This is a genomic window from Amycolatopsis sp. WQ 127309 (assembly GCF_023023025.1).
Taxonomy (GTDB): Bacteria; Actinomycetota; Actinomycetes; order Mycobacteriales; family Pseudonocardiaceae; genus Amycolatopsis.
Genome location: NZ_CP095481.1, coordinates 2,036,218 through 2,054,012, shown reverse-complemented (window position 1 = coordinate 2,054,012; position 17,795 = coordinate 2,036,218). Strand labels below are relative to the sequence as shown.

The window sequence follows — 17,795 nt, the reverse complement described above, 5'->3', positions numbered from 1 at the left end:
CGCGTCCCGTTGATCCACCACAAGCGCGTCGTGTCGCCGGAAAATCCATGACAGGAAGGGACTTTCGACGCGCGATGCCGTTACCGAACTGTGTGCCTCGCCCGCTGGGCTCCCGGGCGTCCGGCGGAGTTACAGTGAGGGAGCCCGGTGTCCAACCGGGCCGGTTCAGTCCGACCCCCCGGGGCTGAACCCTTGGCGGCCCCCGTCCCTCCCCCCTGGCGGGGGCCGCCTTCTTAACCTCCCGCTCGCCTTTCGCGAGCCCGGGTTCCGAATCGCCGGACGGTTCTGTCGCGCCATTCGCCTTTCCGGAAATCTTTTCCCGTCGGGTCTATGGCGACGCGGGTGCCGCCGCGATCTTGCCACGCCCCACCGACAGAACCGGCGCGCGAGCCGTTCCCCGGCGGCAGTTGTCCACATCCCCCCGGTTGTCCACAGCCCGGCCCCCGACCCGTTGTGCCCCCAAGCCCCCCGCCGCGACGGTGGAACCGGGCCATCCGAGGCCCGCACCGACGACGGGGGAGGAACACATGGCGGGGGAACGACCGCTCGTGGTCGCCACGGACGAAACCGTGCTCGACGAGATTCTGCGCGTGGCCGCGGTGGCGGGCTGCGAGCTCGACCGCGCCCCGGACCTGACCGCGGCCGGCGGGCAGTGGGCCCGGGCACCGCTGGTGGTCCTCGACGAGGAAACGGCGTTGCGGCCACCCTCGCTGCCCCGGCGTGGCGGGATCCTCCTGGTCTGCAAGGGCACCCCGGAGCCGAGGACGTGGGAGCACGCGTTCCGCGTCGGCGTCGAGCGCGTGATCTCGTTGCCGGAGGAGGAGACCGAGCTCGCGGGGGCGTTCGCGGACGTCGTCGAGACGCCGGCCGAGCAGGCCGGGCTGGTGCTCGGTGTGGTCGGCGGCCGCGGCGGCGCGGGCGCGTCCGTCTTCGCCGCGACCCTCGCGCTGGCGGCCGACCGCGACCCCGGCGGCGCGCTGCTCGTGGACTGCGATCCGCTGGGCGGCGGTCTGGATCTGTTGCTCGGCCTGGAGAAGACGCCCGGCCCGCGCTGGTCCGAGGTCCGGCTGAGCGGCCGGGTGTCGGTACCGGCGCTGGCCGCCGCGCTGCCCCAGCGCCGTCATCGAGGCGGCAGCCTCCCGGTGCTGGCGTGCGGCCGGGAAGGTGAGGGCCCGGGGGTGGAGTCGCTGTCGGCGGTCCTCACTGCGGGCCGCCGCGCGGGCCGCACGGTGGTCTGCGACCTCCCGCGCACCTTGGGTGACGCGGCGTTGGAAGCGGTCACGGTGGCCGACCTGGTGGTGCTCGTGGTCCCGGTGGAGTTCCGCGCGTGCATGGCGGCGAAGCAGGTGCTGCGCGGGCTGTCGGAGCTGACGGCCCGCCTGGGGGTGGTCGCGTGTGGACGGTCCCGCTCCGGAGTCTCACCCGCCCAGACGGCCGGCCTCCTCGGGCCACCCCTGCTGGCCTCGATGCCCTTGGAACGAGGCCTGCCGGCGGCCGTGGAGCGCGGCGAGTTCCCGGCCAAGCAGACCGGGCCCTTGTCCACAGCGGCAGCGGACGTCCTGTCGGTGGCCCGCCGCGAAGCCCGGGCGGCGACCCGATGACGTCAGGTCTGCCGACATCCCCGACCCGAGTGGGTGACCTCCTGCTCCCGACGATCCTGACCCTGGCCGGCCGCAACACAGCGAGCGTGAAGCAGTTCCTGGAGCTGTTCCCACCCCGCAGCTCCCCGCCCCGGCCGCCCTCCCAGCCCAAGGCGGTGCACCCATGACGACCGACTTCGTGGACCGCGTCCGCAACCGCCTCGCCGGCGACCGCCGCCAAGCCGACCCGGTCGCCGTCGCGACCGCGGTCCGTGCCGAAGCGGGCGGCGCCCTCGGCCACGACGCCGTGCTCGACGCCGTCCGCCAGGCCCGCGACGAGTTCGTCGGTGCCGGCCCGCTGGCCCCGCTCCTCGACGACCCGGCGACCACCGACGTCCTCGTCACCGGCCCGGACGAGGTCTGGACGGACGGCCCGCACGGCCTCACCCGCACCGGAATCCGCTTCGAAGGCGAGGAATCCGTCCGCCGCCTGGCCCAGCGCCTCGCGCTGGCGGCCGGCCGCCGCCTCGACGACGCACAGCCCTATGTGGACGGCTGGCTCCCCGGATCCGGCCCGCACGGGCGCATCCGCGTGCACGCCGTCCTCCCGCCGGTCGCGGCCAACGGCACCTGCCTGTCCCTGCGCGTCCTCCGCCCGGCCACGCACGACCTCGCCGCACTGCAAGAGCTCGGCGCGTTCGACGCGAGCGGCGCGAAACTGCTGGAGCACGTCGTGGCGCGGCGAATGGCGTTCCTCGTCACCGGCGGCACCGGCGCGGGCAAGACCACCCTGCTGGCCGCGCTCCTCGGCGCCGTCGACCCGGGCGAGCGGATCGTCTGCGTCGAGGACGCCGGTGAGCTGCAGCCCGCGCACCCGCAGTTCGTCGGCCTCGTCGCCCGGCCGGCCAACGTGGAGGGTGCGGGCGCGGTCGGCCTGCCCGAGCTGGTGCGCCAGGCCTTGCGCATGCGCCCCGACCGGCTGGTCGTCGGCGAGGTCCGCGGCGCCGAGGTCGGCGCCCTGCTCACCGCCCTGAACACCGGCCACGACGGCGGCGCCTGCACGCTCCACGCCAACTCCCCGGCCGAGGTGCCCGCCCGCATCGAGGCGCTGGCCGCACTCGGCGGGCTGGGCCGTGACGCCGTGCACAGCCAGCTCGTCGCGGCGGTCCGCGTCGTGCTCCACATGCGACGCGAGCCAGGCGGCCGACGCCGTCTCGCCGAAGTCGGCGTGCTCCGCGGCGAGCACGGCCGCGCGCGGGTGGTGCCGGTGTGGCGCGCGGGCCGCTGGACGGTCGACCGCCACCTCTTCGTGACGACGGGATCCCTCACGTGCTGACTTTGCTTGCTGGACAACGTTTCCCGCACCGTCGAAGGAGAGACCGATGATCACCGCGTGGCTCCCGCTGTGCGTCGGCGCGGCCCTGGCGTGCTGGCCCGCGGCGCCGGACCGGCTGCAGGCCGTGGTGGAACAGCCGGCGCCGAAGTCCCGCAGCCGGCTGCCCGAGCTGTGGCCGGTCGTCCGCTGGCTGCTCCCCGCCGCGCTGGCGGGTCTGCTCGCCGGAGTCGGCGGCGCTGTCGCCGTCGGAGTGCTGACGCTGGCGTGGCGCCAGGAATGGCAGGCCCACCGCCGCGCGAACCGGGACCTCGCGATGGCCGCGCACACGGCGACCGCGTTGCGGACGATGGTCGCCGAGCTGCGCGCCGGAGCCCACCCGGTGACCGCGGCGGAGGCCGCCGCCGAAGTCGTCCCCGCGGTTTCGGCGGACTTGCGAGCCTTGGCGGCCGCGGCCCGTCTGGACGGCGAGCTGCGAGCACCGGCCATCCCGGAGCTGGCCACGGCGTGGACGTTGGGCAGGCGTTACGGCCTGCCGATGGCCGACGTCCTGGACGCCGCCCGCCGCGACGCCGAAGCCGCGCTGGCGTACGCCCGCCGGATGCGCGCGAAACTGGCCGGCCCGCAATCGAGCGCGGCGGTGCTCACCGGCCTCCCGGTGCTGTGCGTGCTCCTCGGGCAGGCGATGGGCGCGTCACCGCTGTCGGTGTTGATCGAAAGCACGCCAGGGCAGCTCCTCCTGGTCCTGGGCAGCGTCCTGCTCTGGGCGGGAACGGCCTGGTGCCGCGCCCTGACCGGCCGAGTACGGCTCCGATGAACGCGGCGGCACTCCTGCTGTTCGCCGGCGCGGTCGTCACCTGGCCGACCGACGCCGTCGCGGTCCGGCGGTTCGCTTGGCTGCGGGTCGCCCGAGCACCCGAGCCCGTTCGCGAGTGGCCGGGCGCAGTCCCGCACATCGCGACGACCTTGGGCGGCGTCTCGCTGGCCGTACTCGTCGGCGGCCTGGCCGGGATCGTCGTGGGTGCGCTCGTGACCGCCGCCGGCTGGTGGGCGATCGGCCGTTCCCGGCGACCGCGCGCACCCGCGGCCGACATCGCCACCAGACTCCGGCTAGCGGGCACGCTCGACCTCCTCGCGGCTTGCCTGCGAGCGGGCCTCCCGGTCCCGACGGCGCTCGACGCGGTCTCCGGTGCCGCACCCACCGAGGCAGCCAAGGCGTTGCGATCAGCCGCGGCCTTGCTCGCCCTCGGCTCGGAGCCAGGCGAAGCCTGGGCACCGGTGCAGGCGCTCCCGGGCCTCGATGAACTGGCGATCGCGGCGATCCGCACGTCCCGCTCGGGCGCGGCGTTCGCCACGGCCGCCGCCGACCTCGCCGAGCGGTTCCGCGAGGAACTGGCCACCGAGGCCGAGGAACGCGCCGAACGAGCCGGAGTGGCGCTGGCCCTGCCGGTGGGTCTGCTTTTCCTGCCCGCCTTCTTCTGCCTGGGCGTCCTGCCGGTCGTCCTGGGCCTGGCCGCCCGTCTCGGCCCCCTCTTCTGACCTCTTTATCGAAGGGAATCCCCCATGAACACGCCCCACCGACGTCCCACCGACGACGACGGCTCCACAACGGTCGAGTACGCCATCGTCACGGTCGCGGTAGCGGCCTTCGCGGCCGTCCTCTACACCCTGCTCACGGGCGACTCGGTCGTCTCGTGGCTGACAAGCCTGGTCATGAAGGCCTTGTCGGTCCCGTCATGACCCGCCGCGACGAAGGCTCGGTCACAGTCGAGGCAGCACTCGGGCTGGCCGGCCTCACAGTGCTGGGGCTGTTGCTGTTGGCGGCAACGACGATGGTGACAGCCCAGCTGCACTGCACAGACGCGGCACGAGAGGCAGCGCGCCTCCTGGCCAGAGGCCAACCCACCCAGGCCGAGGCGGCGGTCCACCAGATCGCACCACCGGGAGCAACCCTCGACGTCCAGCGCACGGGCGAAGAAATCACGGTCAGGGTGGCAGCCCACCCAGCCGACAGCCTCCTGCCGATGATCACCTTGAAGGCGACGGCGTACGCCCTGGCCGAGCCAGGCACAGAGGCCCGCAATGCCTCACGCTGACAACCAGAGGGCCCGAACACAACACAGGCCGCGCACCGCCGGCCGCCCTGCCGCCAAGACGCGCCGCCGCACAGCGGCAACCACGCGGACGCATAGCCGCCGAGCCGGCTCCACCACGGAGGCGGACAGCGGAGCGGCGACAATCTGGACGGCAGTGGCAGTCGCGGCGCTAACGGGCATAGCAGTGCTCGGCCTCTGGCTGAGCACGGTGACCATCGCCCGGCACCAGGTCGAATCGGCAGCCGACCTGGGAGCCCTAGCAGCGGCATCACACGCATCAGAGGGACCGGACAAAGCCTGCGGCCGCGCCCGCTGGGTGACCGAACGCATGGGAGTCACGCTCCTGACCTGCCGCTGGCAAAGACTGGACGCCCTGATCGAGGTAGAAGCCCCAAACTCGAAGTTCGCCGGACTACCCGCCCCATCAGCCCACGCCCGAGCAGGCCCCGTCGACTAACCACCCTGACCCGGCCCCACACCGGCCACCCACGCCTGGCGAAGCCCAACTGCTGTTCATGCCGACCGCTGGCCGCCGCCCGCGATCGCCGAACAAGAGACTCGACCCGTGTCACATGCGATGAACAGCTGCGGCGGCCGACGGGCGCCAAGTGACTGGCCGTTCACCAACGCGCCAACCAGCGGGGACCCGCCGCACCGGCGATGCGCCACCCGGAATCGCCGCTCGCCTTCCATCGGGCTGACTCGCCGGCGGGGTCGACCGGCGGACGCCGACCGGTCGGTATGCGGGGGTGACCGGCGCGGCGGCTAGGCCGCGCGATGAGCGGTGGTTGGTCACGCGCAGCGGTCATCGGTGCACGGTGAGCGGTCAAAACCCTCTCCCACCTGGGCTGATGGGTGGCCTGTGTGAGCCCTGTGAGGCCTCCGACGGGTGCCGATCCTGGGGTTCACCGCGACGAACGGTCTTTGTTTGCCTGCCGTTCACCGTCGGAGGCCCGCCAGTCCGTTCGGTCCGGCGTAGGGACTACTGGGCGCTCATCGCCCCGTAACCACCGGTTGTCGCGTGGGGGTTCCGGGCAATGTGCAACTTGCCGTTAAGTGAGACGTGCGACACCACGGCAGGGTCTCGGGGGGTCGCGACGAACCAGACCTCACAGGCAGGAAAGACATGTTGGACGCGAATTGGCCGGACAGCTGGCGCGGCGCCTTCCGCATCGAAATGCGGGCGGAGGCGATCGGTCTCGCCTGGCGTGGCTGGCCGGTGCTGCCGGGCGTCAACCCCGCGCCGCTCACCGAGGGCGACGACCTCACCTGGCGCCGTCCCGTTCCGGCCAGTGACAACTGGCGCGAGCAGATCGGCACCCACGCCCACGAGGTCGCCACCTGGTTCTCCGACCGCACCCACAGCCTGCTCGTCGCGACCGGCACCGTGCTCGACGCCATCGAGGTCGACGACGAACTCGGCAAGCGCGCCTGCCGCCTGCTCCGCGCCCTCGGCCACCCCGCGCCCATCATCGCGCTGCCGAACGGCCGCTGGCTCTTCCTCACCACCGCCGCCGACAGCATCCCGGCGGAGCTCGCCTCCCGCGCCACGATCCAGTGGCACGGCAAGGACAGCTGGATCCCGCTGCCTCCCTCGCCGTTCCAGCACGGTGTCGTGCACTGGCGCGTCAAGCCCGAGGTCTGCGGCTGGCAGCTGCCGGACGCGACCGAGGTGCACGACGTGCTCGTCCGTGCACTGGCCGGCGCCGACGCCGCCCTGCTGGTTCAGACCACTGCGGCCTGAGCCACTCCGAATCACCGCCCCAGGCCGGTCCCAGCCCGGCCGAGGCGGAGCAGGACACAACTCCATGGACCACTGAGTGGCCGTTCTAGGCGCCGTGTTGACGCAATGCCCCGAGCACGGTTCCGAGAACTGCCACCGCCCCCGCCTTGTCCAGCGGTTCGTTGCCGTTCCCGCACTTCGGCGACTGAACGCAGGACGGGCATCCCGTCGGGCACTCGCAGGAGACGATCGCCTCCCGCGTTGCGACCAGCCACGGGACAATCGCGGCATAACCGCGCTCGGCAAATCCCGCACCCCCGGGATGGCCGTCGTGCACGAACACCGTTGCCTCCCCGGTGTCTTCGTGCCACGCGGTACTCACCCCGCCGATGTCCCATCGGTCGCACGTAGCAAAAAGCGGTAGCAGGCCGATCGCCGCGTGCTCGGCGGCATGCAGGGCACCGGGGACCCGTGCCGGAACCAATCCGGCACCCCCCGGTGTCCTGCCACCCTCGTGAACGGGCCCCCGACCGTTCGCCAGGGTTTCCTCCCCGGTCCCCACCGTCCCCGCAGATTCGGTCCCCACCCGATGGCCCCCGGTCCCCGCCTCGCCATCGGCCCCAGATCCGCGGACGGCCTCACCCGAGCCGACCATCACCGGCTCGCCGACGACGGTCTCGCGATCGGCCGAATCCCGCTCGGCAAGCCTGCGGTCACCCGAATCTCGATCAACGACGCCACGGTCGCCCGATTCCTGGCCGCGCTCATTCCGGTCGCCGGAGTCCAAGCCGCCGATGATGGTCTCGCGAGTGACCGCACGGCGGTCGGCCGAATTCTGGCCGCCTGAATCTCGAACTGCGGCCGCATGGTCAGCGGAATCCTGAGTGATCGAGGCACGGTCGCCCGAATCTCGCTCGGTCACCTCACGGTCGCCCGACTGCCGTCCGGGCGGATTCCGGTCGCTCGAACCCACGCCACCCGAGGCCCGCTCGGCCGCGCCGCGGTCGCCCGAACCCAGGGCCGCTGCGCGTGGGGGCTCGCTAGGGCCGAGCAGGTGCGACGAGATCGTGTACCAGACCGCCCGCGTGTGGAGGCTTTGCTCCGGCAGGTCCAACGGTGTCGAGTCCAGCACCTCGCCCGATGGGCGTCGTCGCAGGTAGCCCACTACTTGGGATGTCACCGCTACCTCGCCCAGGCAGATGCTCACTCCGCCGAAGTCCTGCTTCTCCTGGGTGCTCAGCACCGAGATGTCCACGATCTCGCGCGGTGTTGTCGTCCAGTCCGGGTTCTCCGCGTGCACCAGCGCCAGGCCCTGCTCCAAGTCGAGCTCGTCCACGACGTACGACGAACCCTGGTGCAGGTAGACCGCGCCGGGGTGGACGGCGAAGCAGGCCGAGCCCGGGTCGACCGTGCCCAGCATTCGGCCGGAGTCCGACTCGACCACCGCTATCTGCTCGCCGCCCGTTCCGCGGATGCCGACGTCGGCGTGGGGGCGGTCACGGGATGTCCAGTACCAGCCGCTCGATCGGCGGCGCAGCAGTTTCTGCTCTGCCAGTTCCGCGAGCACCGCCTGGGCGGCCGCGCCGCCGAACACCTCCAGCTCGGGCACGGTCAGCGGCAGCTCGGCGACGGCGCACGCGAGCTGCGGCGCCAGCACGTACGGGTTCGACGGGTCCAGCACCGCCGACTCCACCGGCCTCTCGAGCAACGCCGCCGGGTGGTGCACCAGGTACGTGTCCAGTGGGTCGTCGCGTGCGACGAACACCACCAGTGCCGAGTCGCCCGAACGGCCCGCGCGGCCGGCCTGCTGCCAGAACGACGCGAGCGTGCCCGGGTACCCCGCCAGCACCACCGCGTCCAGCCCCGCGATGTCGACGCCCAGCTCCAGCGCGTTGGTCGTCGCGACGCCCAGCAACCGGCCCGACAGCAACGCCGCCTCCAGGGCCCGGCGCTCCTCCGGTAGGTAGCCAGATCTGTACGCCGCAACGGTTCCCGCCAAGCGGGGGTCCACTTCGGACAGTATGCGACGCGCACCCAGCGCGGCCAGCTCCGCGCCCCGGCGCGAGCGGATGAAGGCCAGCGACCGGGCGCCCTCGACGACCAGGTCGGCGAGGATCCGCGACGCCTCCGCGCCGGCCGACCGCCGGACCGGTGCGCCGTTCTCACCCGTCAGCTCCTCCAGCAGCGGGGGCTCCCACAACGCCACCGTGCGAGCGCCGCGCGGCGACGCGTCATCGGTAACGGCGACACATGGAACCCCAGTCAGCCGCGAAGCGAAAGAAGCCGGCGAGGCCGTGGTCGCGGAGGCCAGTACGAACACCGGCGAAGCGCCGTAGTGCTCCGCCACCCGCCGAAGCCGGCGCAGCAACAGGGCCACGTGCGATCCGAAGACCCCGCGATAGCTGTGGCACTCGTCGACGACGACGCAGCCGAGCCGCCGGAAGAACGGCGCCCACCGCCCGTGCGCCGAGAGGATTCCGCGGTGCAGCATGTCCGGGTTGGTGAAGACCCAGTTCGCGTGCGCGCGCACCCAGTCGCGTTCGACCATCGGCGTGTCCCCGTCGAACGCCGCCGCGCGGACGCCGGGCACGTCCAAAGAGGACACCGACCGCAGCTGGTCCGCGCCCAGCGCCTTGGTCGGCGACAGGTACAGCGCCGCCGTCTTCTCGCCCGCGGCCAGCCGGGACAGCACCGGCAGCTGGTAGGCGAGCGACTTGCCGGACGCCGTGCCGGTCGAAATCACGACATGACGACCCTCGTACGCGTGCGACGCCGCCTCCGCCTGGTGCGCCCACGGCGACGGGACGCCGCAGTCACGCAGCGCGTTCACCACCGCCGGATCCGCCCACGACGGCCACGGCGAGAAGCGCGCCGCGCGGCCCGGCAGGTCCGCGACGTGCGTGATCGGGTCTTCGCGCGCCGGGATGCCCGCGGTCACCCGCCCCAGCAGCCGCCGCCCACGTGAATCGTCCACTCGCCGAGCTTGGCACAGGGGTCCGACAGTTCCGGCGCATCCCAGCAGGGCCAACGGATCGGCGGCAGAGTGATCGATCAAGTGAGGAGGCTCACAAGGTAACGGATTGTACCGACCCTGGGACGGCTTGTCGGGCCTGGTTGCAGTACCAATACACTCCCGCAATCCACACTCTCTGTGGTGAGCGTCATGTGAGACGTGCGTTGCTGCCCGGCTAGCGTGTCGCTCGGTACAGGGTCCAAGCCAGCGTCGGCCGTGTCGAACCTCGGCCTGCCGTCGACGCTGGCGCATGTCGACGTCTCCTGGAGGACGAATGGCACGGCAGTTCCTCGCGGAGGGCGGCAACATCACGCTCTCCGGAGGTGGCTACACGATCGTCGGTGTAGTCGCCGTGGTCGCGCTTGCCGCACTCGTCATCGGCTACGTCTTGCTCAAGGAGGTGCTGGCCGCGGGCCAGGGCACCGCCAAGATGCAGGACATCGCCAAGGCGGTGCAGGAAGGCGCGGCCGCTTACCTCAAGCGGCAGCGGAACACTCTCGCCATTTTCGGCGCGATCGTGTTCCTCCTGCTCTTCGCACTTCCCGCCGACGACTGGAACGAGAAGATCGGCCGCTCGCTCTTCTTCCTGGTCGGCGCCGGCTTCTCGTTCGCGATCGGTTACCTCGGCATGTGGCTGGCGACGCAGGCGAACCTGCGCGTGGCCGCCGCGTCGCGCGAGGAAGGCGGTCGCGAGATCGCTATGCGCGTGGCCTTCCGCACCGGTGGTGTGGTCGGCATGATCACCGTCGGCCTCGGCCTGTTCGGTGCCGCGGTCGTCGTGCTGGTGTACACCGGCCAGGCGCCCAAGGTCCTCGAAGGCTTCGGTTTCGGCGCCGCGCTGATCGCCATGTTCATGCGTGTCGGCGGCGGCATCTTCACCAAGGCCGCCGACGTCGGCGCGGACCTGGTCGGCAAGGTCGAGCAGGGCATCCCGGAGGACGACCCCCGCAACGCCGCGACCATCGCGGACAACGTGGGTGACAACGTGGGTGACTGCGCCGGCATGGCGGCGGACCTCTTCGAGTCCTACGCCGTCATGCTCGTCGCCGCCCTGATCCTGGGCAGCACCGCCTTCGGTGTGCACGGCCTGATCTTCCCGCTGATCGTGCCGGCCATCGGCGTGATCACCGCGGTGATCGGTGTCTACATCACGAAGGCGCGCGTCGGCGAGCCCGGTCTCGTCACGATCAACCGCTCCTTCTACATCTCCGCGGTCATTTCCGCGGTGCTGTCGGCGATCGCGGCGTTCGTGTACTTGCCGAGCAGCTTCTCGGACTTCGGTGCGGGCTTCGAAAACTCGGGCAACCCAGCGGTCATCGCGACCATCGCGGTGATCATCGGCATCGTGCTCGCCGCGGTCATCCTGAAGCTGACGGGTTACTACACCGGCACCGAGTACAAGCCGGTGAAGGACGTCGCGCAGACGTCGGAGACCGGCGGCGCGACCGTCATCCTCTCCGGCATTTCGGTCGGTTTCGAGTCCGCTGTGTACACCGCGCTGGTGATCGGCGCGGCCGTGTTCGGCGCGTACCTCCTCGGCGGCGGCGTCGCGCTGTTCGCCGTGGCGCTCGCCGGTACCGGCCTGCTGACCACCGTCGGCGTCATCGTCGCGATGGACACCTTCGGCCCGGTCTCGGACAACGCGCAGGGCATCGCCGAGATGTCGGGCGACGTCGACGAGAAGGCCGCGCAGATCCTCACCGAGCTGGACGCGGTCGGCAACACCACCAAGGCGATCACCAAGGGCATCGCGATCGCCACGGCGGTGCTCGCGGCGACGGCGCTGTTCGGTTCCTACTCGGACGCGATCGCGAAGACGCTGACCGGCATGGGCGCCGGTGTGGCCGACGGCATCTCCGGGGCGAACTCGTTCGTCAACACGATCGTCAGCCCGAACACCCTCGTCGGCGTCATCGTCGGCGCGGCCGTGGTGTTCATGTTCTCCGGTCTCGCCGTCAACGCGGTCTCCCGCGCCGCCGGCGCGGTGGTCTACGAGGTCCGTCGCCAGTTCCGCGACATCCCCGGGATCATGGAGGGCACCACCCGTCCCGAGTACGGCCGGGTCGTCGACATCGTCACGCGCGACTCGCTGCGTGAGCTGACGACGCCGGGTCTGCTGGCGGTCTTCGCCCCGATCGCGGTCGGTTTCGGCCTGGGCACCGGTGCGCTCGCCGGTTACCTGGCCGGCGCGATCGCGTGCGGCACCCTGATGGCGATCTTCCTCGCCAACTCCGGTGGCGCGTGGGACAACGCGAAGAAGCTCGTGGAGGACGGCAACCACGGTGGCAAGGGCTCGTCCGCGCACGAGGCCACCATCATCGGTGACACCGTGGGTGACCCGTTCAAGGACACCGCCGGCCCGGCGATCAACCCGCTGATCAAGGTGATGAACCTGGTCTCCGTGCTGATCGCGCCCGCCATCGTGCAGTTCTCGATCGGTCCGGACCAGAACACCGCCGTGCGCATCATCATCTCGCTGGTCGCGGTCGCCGTGATCGTGGCGGCGATCGTGGTCTCGAAGCGGCGGGGAACGGTCCTCACGGACACCCCGACGGAGATCAAGGCCTGATCCTCGCGGTACCCGTTCACGGGCCCGGCACGCAACGTCGCGTGCCGGGCCCGTGGCGTGCCCGGGCATCCCACGCCGGGACGGCGAGTTGCGAAGCGGCACCGAGTCGGTACCGTCGGGCTCTCCGGGACGTCGTCGAGCAGGAGGTGTGCAGGTGCGGCCGCGGTCAACCGTCTTAGCCGCTCTGACCACGACGATCACGATCGGCCTCGCCGGCTGCGGGCAGCAAGCCGCCACGCAGTCGCCGGCGCGGGACCAGGGTCTGTCGGTGACGACCGTGGTGCCGCAGGCCGATCCCGCGGCGAGATGGGCGGACGCCTACTGCGGCGCGGTGGGCGGCCTGGTCCGCACCCTGGCTTCGCTCCCGGCGGTCGACCCGAGCACGCCGCAGCAGGCTTCCCGGACGTCGAGCGAGCTGCTCTCGTCGGTGGTCGGCGGCCTCGACCGGAGCCTGGCCGGGCTGACCGCGCTCGGCGCGCCACCCGTGCCCGCCGCCGATGGCGGCCGCGAGGACGTCATCGGGCAGTTCACCGAGATCCGCACGCAGGCCGAGAACGCGCGTCAGCGCATCGACGCGGTCCGCGGTGACGCGGCGGCGACCAAGGAGGCCCTCGGCGAGGCCAGGGCCACGCTGGACCGCATCGACGCCCTCGACTACCTCAAGGGCCTCGAGGACGTCCCGGCCCTGGAGGCGGCGCAGCAGCGGGCCCCCGGCTGCCGTCAGCTCGACGAGCCGCCACGCTGAAAGATCCCGTGACCCTCGCCGCGAATCGAACTTGTGTTCTAGTATGGCGCGGTGGATCGGACGATCTCGCTCTTCTCCGCGGAAGCCAGCGGGCCCGGCCTGGGCGACCTGGCCGGGCTCTTGTGCTGCCACGGTCAGATCACCGGGTTCGGGCGCACCGCCGCGCGGCTTTCGGTGGTCGTCGAGGAGCCGTGGCGGGCGCACATCCTCGCGCGTGAGCTGCGGCAGCGCGGCGCGGACGCCCAGGTCTCCAAGGCCGACTGCGGCAACCCGCAGGTCCGGACGTCGTTCCGGGTGGACCTGCTCCCGATGGCGGTGAAATGGCTGCGCACGGGCTGCGCCGGCCCGGTCGAGGACGACTCGGGCAAGGCGGTGCCGGACGGCTTCCGGCTGAGCGGGGCGATGCTGCGGATGTGGGCGCTGGCCGGCGGCCGGCCCGGCACGCAGGGCTACCTGCTGGCCGTCGACCCGCTGGCGCCCGGCATGCACGAGCGGCTGGTCGACGCGTTGACGCCGCTGGGCGTCCTGGCCAAGCTGACCGGCCCGAAAGCCGAGGTCCCGGCCGTGAAGGTCACCGGGAAGCGCCGGTTGGAGGCGCTGCTGGAGCTGATCGGCGAGCCGCCGCCGGGCGCCGAAGCGGCGTGGCCCGGGGCGGTGCCGGCGGAGGTGGAACCGCACCCGGAGGCCGTGCCGAGCACGGCCTGACCGGGTGCGGTCGCCGCGTCAGGGCCGGGGCAGGGTGCAACCGGCCTGGGTGAGCGCGATCTCGTTGGCCGCGGTGAGGCAGGCCGGGATGCCGTAGGTCTCTTCGCCGTAGTTCGTCAGGTGGTGCACGGTGACGTTGCCGGCCTGGTCGACCTCGCACGGGTTGTTCTCCGTGCAGCGCTGGCCGTCTTCGTTGCCGGTGTTGTTGACGCCGACGACCTTGCCGCCGGAGATGATCGGCGAGCCCGAGGTCCCGCCGATGGTCTGGCACGCGGAGGTGTAGCGGATCGAGTCCTTCCAGGTCCAGCTGCCCTCCTTGAGGCGGTAGACGAACCCGTCGATGTTGCAGGAGTAGACGCGCTTCCAGTAGCCGGAGACGACGTCGATCGCGGAGCCGGCGGTCGGGTGCGCGTTCGACAGCTCGAGCGGCGAGATCCCGTAGTTCGACTTGATCTGCGCGTAGGTGGTGGTGAGCTGGTAGAGCGACAAGTCGGTGTCGGTCATCGTGCCGTAGATGATCTTCTTCGCCCGGAGCGTGGCCTTGTTGCTCCCGCTGGCCGTGAGCAGCGTGAACGTCCGGGTCGAGGTCTGGTTCGTGATCACCTGGCCGGGGCCGGGGAAGCCGCTTTCGAGGCAGTGGCCGTTGGACATGACGAGGGCGGGCGCGGTGTCCGGCGTGGCGGCCGGCTTGACCACGGAGCCCGAGCAGTTGGACAGCGCCACGGTGCCGGCGAAGTTCGCCGCCGCCGCGTTCGCCGGAGTGACTCCCAGTAATACGGTGGCGGTCACGGCGGTGAGCAGGGCGCCGAGCAGGCGACGGGTCATGGCGGTTCCTTTCGGCTGGACGGGGAATCCAGTGAAGCGGTCACCTCCACGCGCCCACCACCGTCGAACGGAGGGTATCCGGACGGTCACGCGCTAGGCTGCGCGGCACGTGGCCGAAATCACGTGCCCGGTGTAGAGAGGAAACATCGCCGAGGTCAGCGGCGATGCGGTGGACACGGGCCCAGCGGCGTGTTGGGCCACCTCCACGCCGTCCGGGCTGGGAGAGCGTGCACACTGACAGGCCGAGACGCGGGCTCGGGCCCTCCGTCAGGGGTCCGGACGTGGTGCAGTCCCGCGGCGGCGGGACGAGATGAGCGGAGAGCAGGACAGCGTGGCAGGAGCAGGGACCAAGAAGAACGGAGCCGGGGCGGACAACGGCGCCGGGCACCGGCGGCTCGTGATCGTCGAGTCACCGACCAAGGCCCGCAAGATCGCCCCCTACCTCGGCGGCGGTTACGTCGTCGAGTCCTCCGTCGGGCACATCCGCGACCTGCCGCGCGGCGCCGCTGACGTCCCCGCCCAGTACAAGGGCGAGTCGTGGGCCCGGCTCGGTGTCGACGTCGACAACGACTTCAAGGCCCTCTACGTGGTCACCCCGGACAAGAAGTCCAAGGTCACCGAGCTCAAGGGGCTGCTGAAGGACGTCGACGAGCTCTACCTCGCGACGGACCCCGACCGCGAGGGCGAAGCCATCGCGTGGCACCTGCTCGAGACGCTGAAGCCGAAGGTCCCGGTCCGCCGGATGGTCTTCCATGAGGTCACCGAGCAGGCGATCCTCGCGGCCGCCGGCTCGACCCGCGAGCTGGACGTCGACCTCGTCGACGCCCAGGAGACCCGCCGCATCCTCGACCGCCTCTACGGCTACGAGGTCTCGCCGGTGCTGTGGAAGAAGGTCATGCCGAAGCTTTCGGCGGGCCGCGTGCAGTCGGTGGCGACCCGGATCGTGGTCGAGCGGGAGCGCGAGCGGATGCGCTTCACCTCGGCGTCGTACTGGGACATCTCGGCGACGATGGACGCCGGTGCAGAGGCGTCGCCGCGGGACTTCGCGGCCCGCCTGGTCGCCGTGGATGGCGCCCGCCTGGCCACCGGCCGCGACTTCGGTTCGGACGGGCAGCTCAAGGCCTCGAACAACGAGATCCGCGTGCTGGCCGAGGCCGACGCGCGGCGCCTGGCCGACGCGCTGAAGCAGCGTGACTTCAAGGTCTCGAGCGTCGAGGAGAAGCCGTACACGCGGAAGCCGTACGCGCCGTTCATGACCTCGACGCTGCAGCAGGAGGCGGGCCGCAAGATGCGGTTCACCTCCGAGCGCACCATGCGGATCGCGCAGAAGCTGTACGAGAACGGTTACATCACCTACATGCGTACCGACTCGACGACCCTGTCGGAGTCGGCGATCTCGGCGGCGCGCAGCCAGGCCACGCAGCTGTACGGCAAGGAGTACGTCTCGCCGTCGCCGCGCCAGTACACCCGCAAGGTGAAGAACGCGCAGGAAGCGCACGAGGCGATCCGGCCGTCGGGTGAGGTCTTCCGCACGCCGGGCCAGGTCGCGAGCGAGCTGGACACCGACGAGTACCGCCTTTACGAGATGATCTGGCAGCGCACGATCGCCTCGCAGATGACCGACGCCAGGGGCACCACGATGTCGGTGCGCATCGTCGGCAACGCGACGTCGGGCGAAGAGTGCACCTTCGCGGCTTCGGGCCGCACGATCACCTTCGCGGGCTTCCTGAAGGCGTACGTCGAAGCGGTCGACACCGAGACCGGTGGCGACGCCGACGACAAGCAGAGCCGCCTGCCGGTGCTCGAGAAGGACCAGGACCTCACCGCGACCGAGCTGAGCCCGGACGGGCACACGACGTCGCCGCCGGCCCGGTACTCCGAGCCGAGCCTGGTCAGCAAGCTGGAAGAGCTGGGCATCGGCCGCCCGTCGACGTACGCGTCGATCATCAAGACCATCCAGGACCGCGGCTACGTCTGGAAGAAGGGCTCCGCGCTCGTTCCGTCGTGGGTCGCGTTCGCCGTGATCGGCCTGATGGAACGGCACTTCGAGCGGCTGGTCGACTACGACTTCACCGCCGGCATGGAGGACGAGCTCGACCGCATCGCCAACGGCGACGAGCAGCGCGGGCAGTGGCTGTCGAAGTTCTACTTCGGCGGCGACATGGGCGTCGACGGCTCGATCGGCCGCCTCGGCGGGCTGAAGAAGCTGGTCGAGGGCAGTGTCGAAGACATCGACGCGCGGGAGATCAACTCGATCCCGCTGTTCAACGACTCCGACGGGCACAAGGTCGTCGTCCGCGTCGGCCGCTACGGGCCGTACCTGGAGCGCGAGGTCGACGGGAACTCGCAGCGCGCGAACCTGCCCGAAGACCTGCCGCCGGACGAGCTGTCCCTGGAGCTGGCGGAGAAGCTGTTCGCGACCCCGCAGGAGGGCCGCACGCTGGGCGCCGACCCGGTGAGCGGGCACGACATCGTCGCGAAGGAAGGCCGCTTCGGGCCGTACGTGACCGAGGTGCTGCCGGAGGCCGAGCCGCTGCCCGAAACCGCGACGGCCGCGCAGAAGAAGGCCGCGAAGGCGAAGCAGCCGAAGCCGCGCACCGGTTCGCTGTTCAAGTCGATGGACATCGAGTCGGTGACGCTCGAAGACGCGCTGAAGCTGCTTTCGCTGCCGCGCGTGGTCGGCAAGGACCCGGAGTCCGGCGACGAGATCACGGCGCAGAACGGGCGTTACGGGCCGTACCTGAAGAAGGGCACGGACTCGCGTTCGCTCGCGACCGAGGACCAGCTGTTCTCGATCACCGTCGAAGAGGCGCTGAAGATCTACGCCGAGCCGAAGCAGCGCGGCCGGTCCGCCACGGCGAAGCCGCCGCTCAAGGAGCTCGGCGAGGACCCGGTGTCGAAGAAGCCGATGGTGGTCAAGGACGGCCGGTTCGGCCCGTACGTGACCGACGGCGAGTACAACGCGACCCTGCGCAAGGGTGACGAGATCGAGGAGCTCACCACCGAACGCGCGTCCGAGCTGCTGGCGGAGAAGCGGGCGAAGGGCCCGGCGCCGAAGCGGAAGGCGCCGGCGCGCAAGCCCGCGTCGACGACGGCGAAGACGGTCAAGGCGGGCACGAGCAAGACCGCCAAGGCCGCGGCCACGAAGTCCACCGCGACGAAGACCGCGCCGAAGCGCACCACGGCCACCAAGGCGAAGTAGCGCT

General features: G+C 71.4%; 14 protein-coding genes. 12 read left to right on the top strand and 2 right to left on the bottom strand.

Annotated features, from left to right (window positions below):
* Positions 1-527: 527 nt before the first annotated feature.
* The 8 genes from ssd to MUY22_RS09145 all read left to right on the top strand — a co-directional run bounded on the left by ssd (position 528) and on the right by MUY22_RS09145 (position 6,753).
* On the top strand, positions 528-1,601 hold the full coding sequence (ssd, locus tag MUY22_RS09180) for a septum site-determining protein Ssd (protein WP_247058843.1): 1,074 nt from the start codon (positions 528-530) through the stop codon (positions 1,599-1,601).
* 163 nt (positions 1,602-1,764) lie between these two features.
* Positions 1,765-2,916 carry a TadA family conjugal transfer-associated ATPase gene (locus MUY22_RS09175; protein WP_247058842.1) on the top strand — a complete coding sequence of 384 codons (1,152 nt, stop codon included), beginning with the start codon at positions 1,765-1,767 and terminating at the stop codon, positions 2,914-2,916.
* Between the two features lie 46 nt (positions 2,917-2,962).
* Positions 2,963-3,730 carry a type II secretion system F family protein gene (locus tag MUY22_RS09170; RefSeq protein ID WP_247058841.1) on the top strand — a complete coding sequence of 256 codons (768 nt, stop codon included), beginning with the start codon at positions 2,963-2,965 and terminating at the stop codon, positions 3,728-3,730.
* On the top strand, positions 3,727-4,452 hold the full coding sequence (locus MUY22_RS09165; protein WP_247058840.1) for a type II secretion system F family protein: 726 nt from the start codon (positions 3,727-3,729) through the stop codon (positions 4,450-4,452). The genes MUY22_RS09170 and MUY22_RS09165 overlap by 4 nt, the downstream gene beginning before the upstream one ends.
* Before the next feature lie 24 nt (positions 4,453-4,476).
* Positions 4,477-4,653 carry a DUF4244 domain-containing protein gene (locus MUY22_RS09160; protein ID WP_247058839.1) on the top strand — a complete coding sequence of 59 codons (177 nt, stop codon included), beginning with the start codon at positions 4,477-4,479 and terminating at the stop codon, positions 4,651-4,653.
* A complete protein-coding gene (locus MUY22_RS09155; protein ID WP_247058838.1) occupies positions 4,650-5,009 on the top strand; it encodes a TadE family type IV pilus minor pilin in 360 nt (119 codons plus the stop codon). The genes MUY22_RS09160 and MUY22_RS09155 overlap by 4 nt, the downstream gene beginning before the upstream one ends.
* Positions 4,996-5,466, top strand: coding sequence for an Rv3654c family TadE-like protein (locus MUY22_RS09150; RefSeq protein ID WP_247058837.1), 471 nt, complete (start codon positions 4,996-4,998; stop codon positions 5,464-5,466). Before MUY22_RS09155 ends, MUY22_RS09150 begins: the two co-directional genes overlap by 14 nt.
* 669 nt (positions 5,467-6,135) lie before the next feature.
* Positions 6,136-6,753, top strand: coding sequence for a bifunctional DNA primase/polymerase (locus MUY22_RS09145; RefSeq protein WP_247058836.1), 618 nt, complete (start codon positions 6,136-6,138; stop codon positions 6,751-6,753).
* Between the two features lie 85 nt (positions 6,754-6,838).
* On the opposite strand, the gene MUY22_RS09140 is transcribed toward MUY22_RS09145, so the two are convergent.
* Positions 6,839-9,670: a DEAD/DEAH box helicase gene (locus tag MUY22_RS09140; RefSeq protein WP_247063766.1), complete on the bottom strand. Its 2,832-nt coding sequence runs from the start codon at positions 9,668-9,670 to the stop codon at positions 6,839-6,841.
* 349 nt (positions 9,671-10,019) lie between these two features.
* Between MUY22_RS09140 and MUY22_RS09135 the strand changes: the two genes are divergently transcribed.
* The 3 genes from MUY22_RS09135 to MUY22_RS09125 all read left to right on the top strand — a co-directional run bounded on the left by MUY22_RS09135 (position 10,020) and on the right by MUY22_RS09125 (position 13,764).
* Positions 10,020-12,314, top strand: coding sequence for a sodium-translocating pyrophosphatase (locus MUY22_RS09135; protein WP_247058835.1), 2,295 nt, complete (start codon positions 10,020-10,022; stop codon positions 12,312-12,314).
* Positions 12,315-12,468: 154 nt separating this feature from the next.
* Positions 12,469-13,059, top strand: a complete 591-nt coding sequence (locus MUY22_RS09130) for a hypothetical protein (protein ID WP_247058834.1) — start codon at positions 12,469-12,471, stop codon at positions 13,057-13,059.
* A gap of 51 nt (positions 13,060-13,110) precedes the next feature.
* Positions 13,111-13,764: a hypothetical protein gene (locus MUY22_RS09125; RefSeq protein WP_247058833.1), complete on the top strand. Its 654-nt coding sequence runs from the start codon at positions 13,111-13,113 to the stop codon at positions 13,762-13,764.
* A gap of 18 nt (positions 13,765-13,782) precedes the next feature.
* Here the strand turns inward: MUY22_RS09125 and MUY22_RS09120 are convergent, their stop codons facing one another.
* The gene (locus MUY22_RS09120) at positions 13,783-14,589 is read right to left on the bottom strand and encodes a serine protease (protein WP_247058832.1); all 807 of its coding nucleotides are present in this window, start codon (positions 14,587-14,589) and stop codon (positions 13,783-13,785) included.
* Between the two features lie 310 nt (positions 14,590-14,899).
* On the opposite strand from MUY22_RS09120, the gene topA reads away from it, so the two are divergent.
* The gene (gene topA / locus MUY22_RS09115; protein WP_247058831.1) at positions 14,900-17,791 is read left to right on the top strand and encodes a type I DNA topoisomerase; all 2,892 of its coding nucleotides are present in this window, start codon (positions 14,900-14,902) and stop codon (positions 17,789-17,791) included.
* Positions 17,792-17,795: the final 4 nt, after the last annotated feature.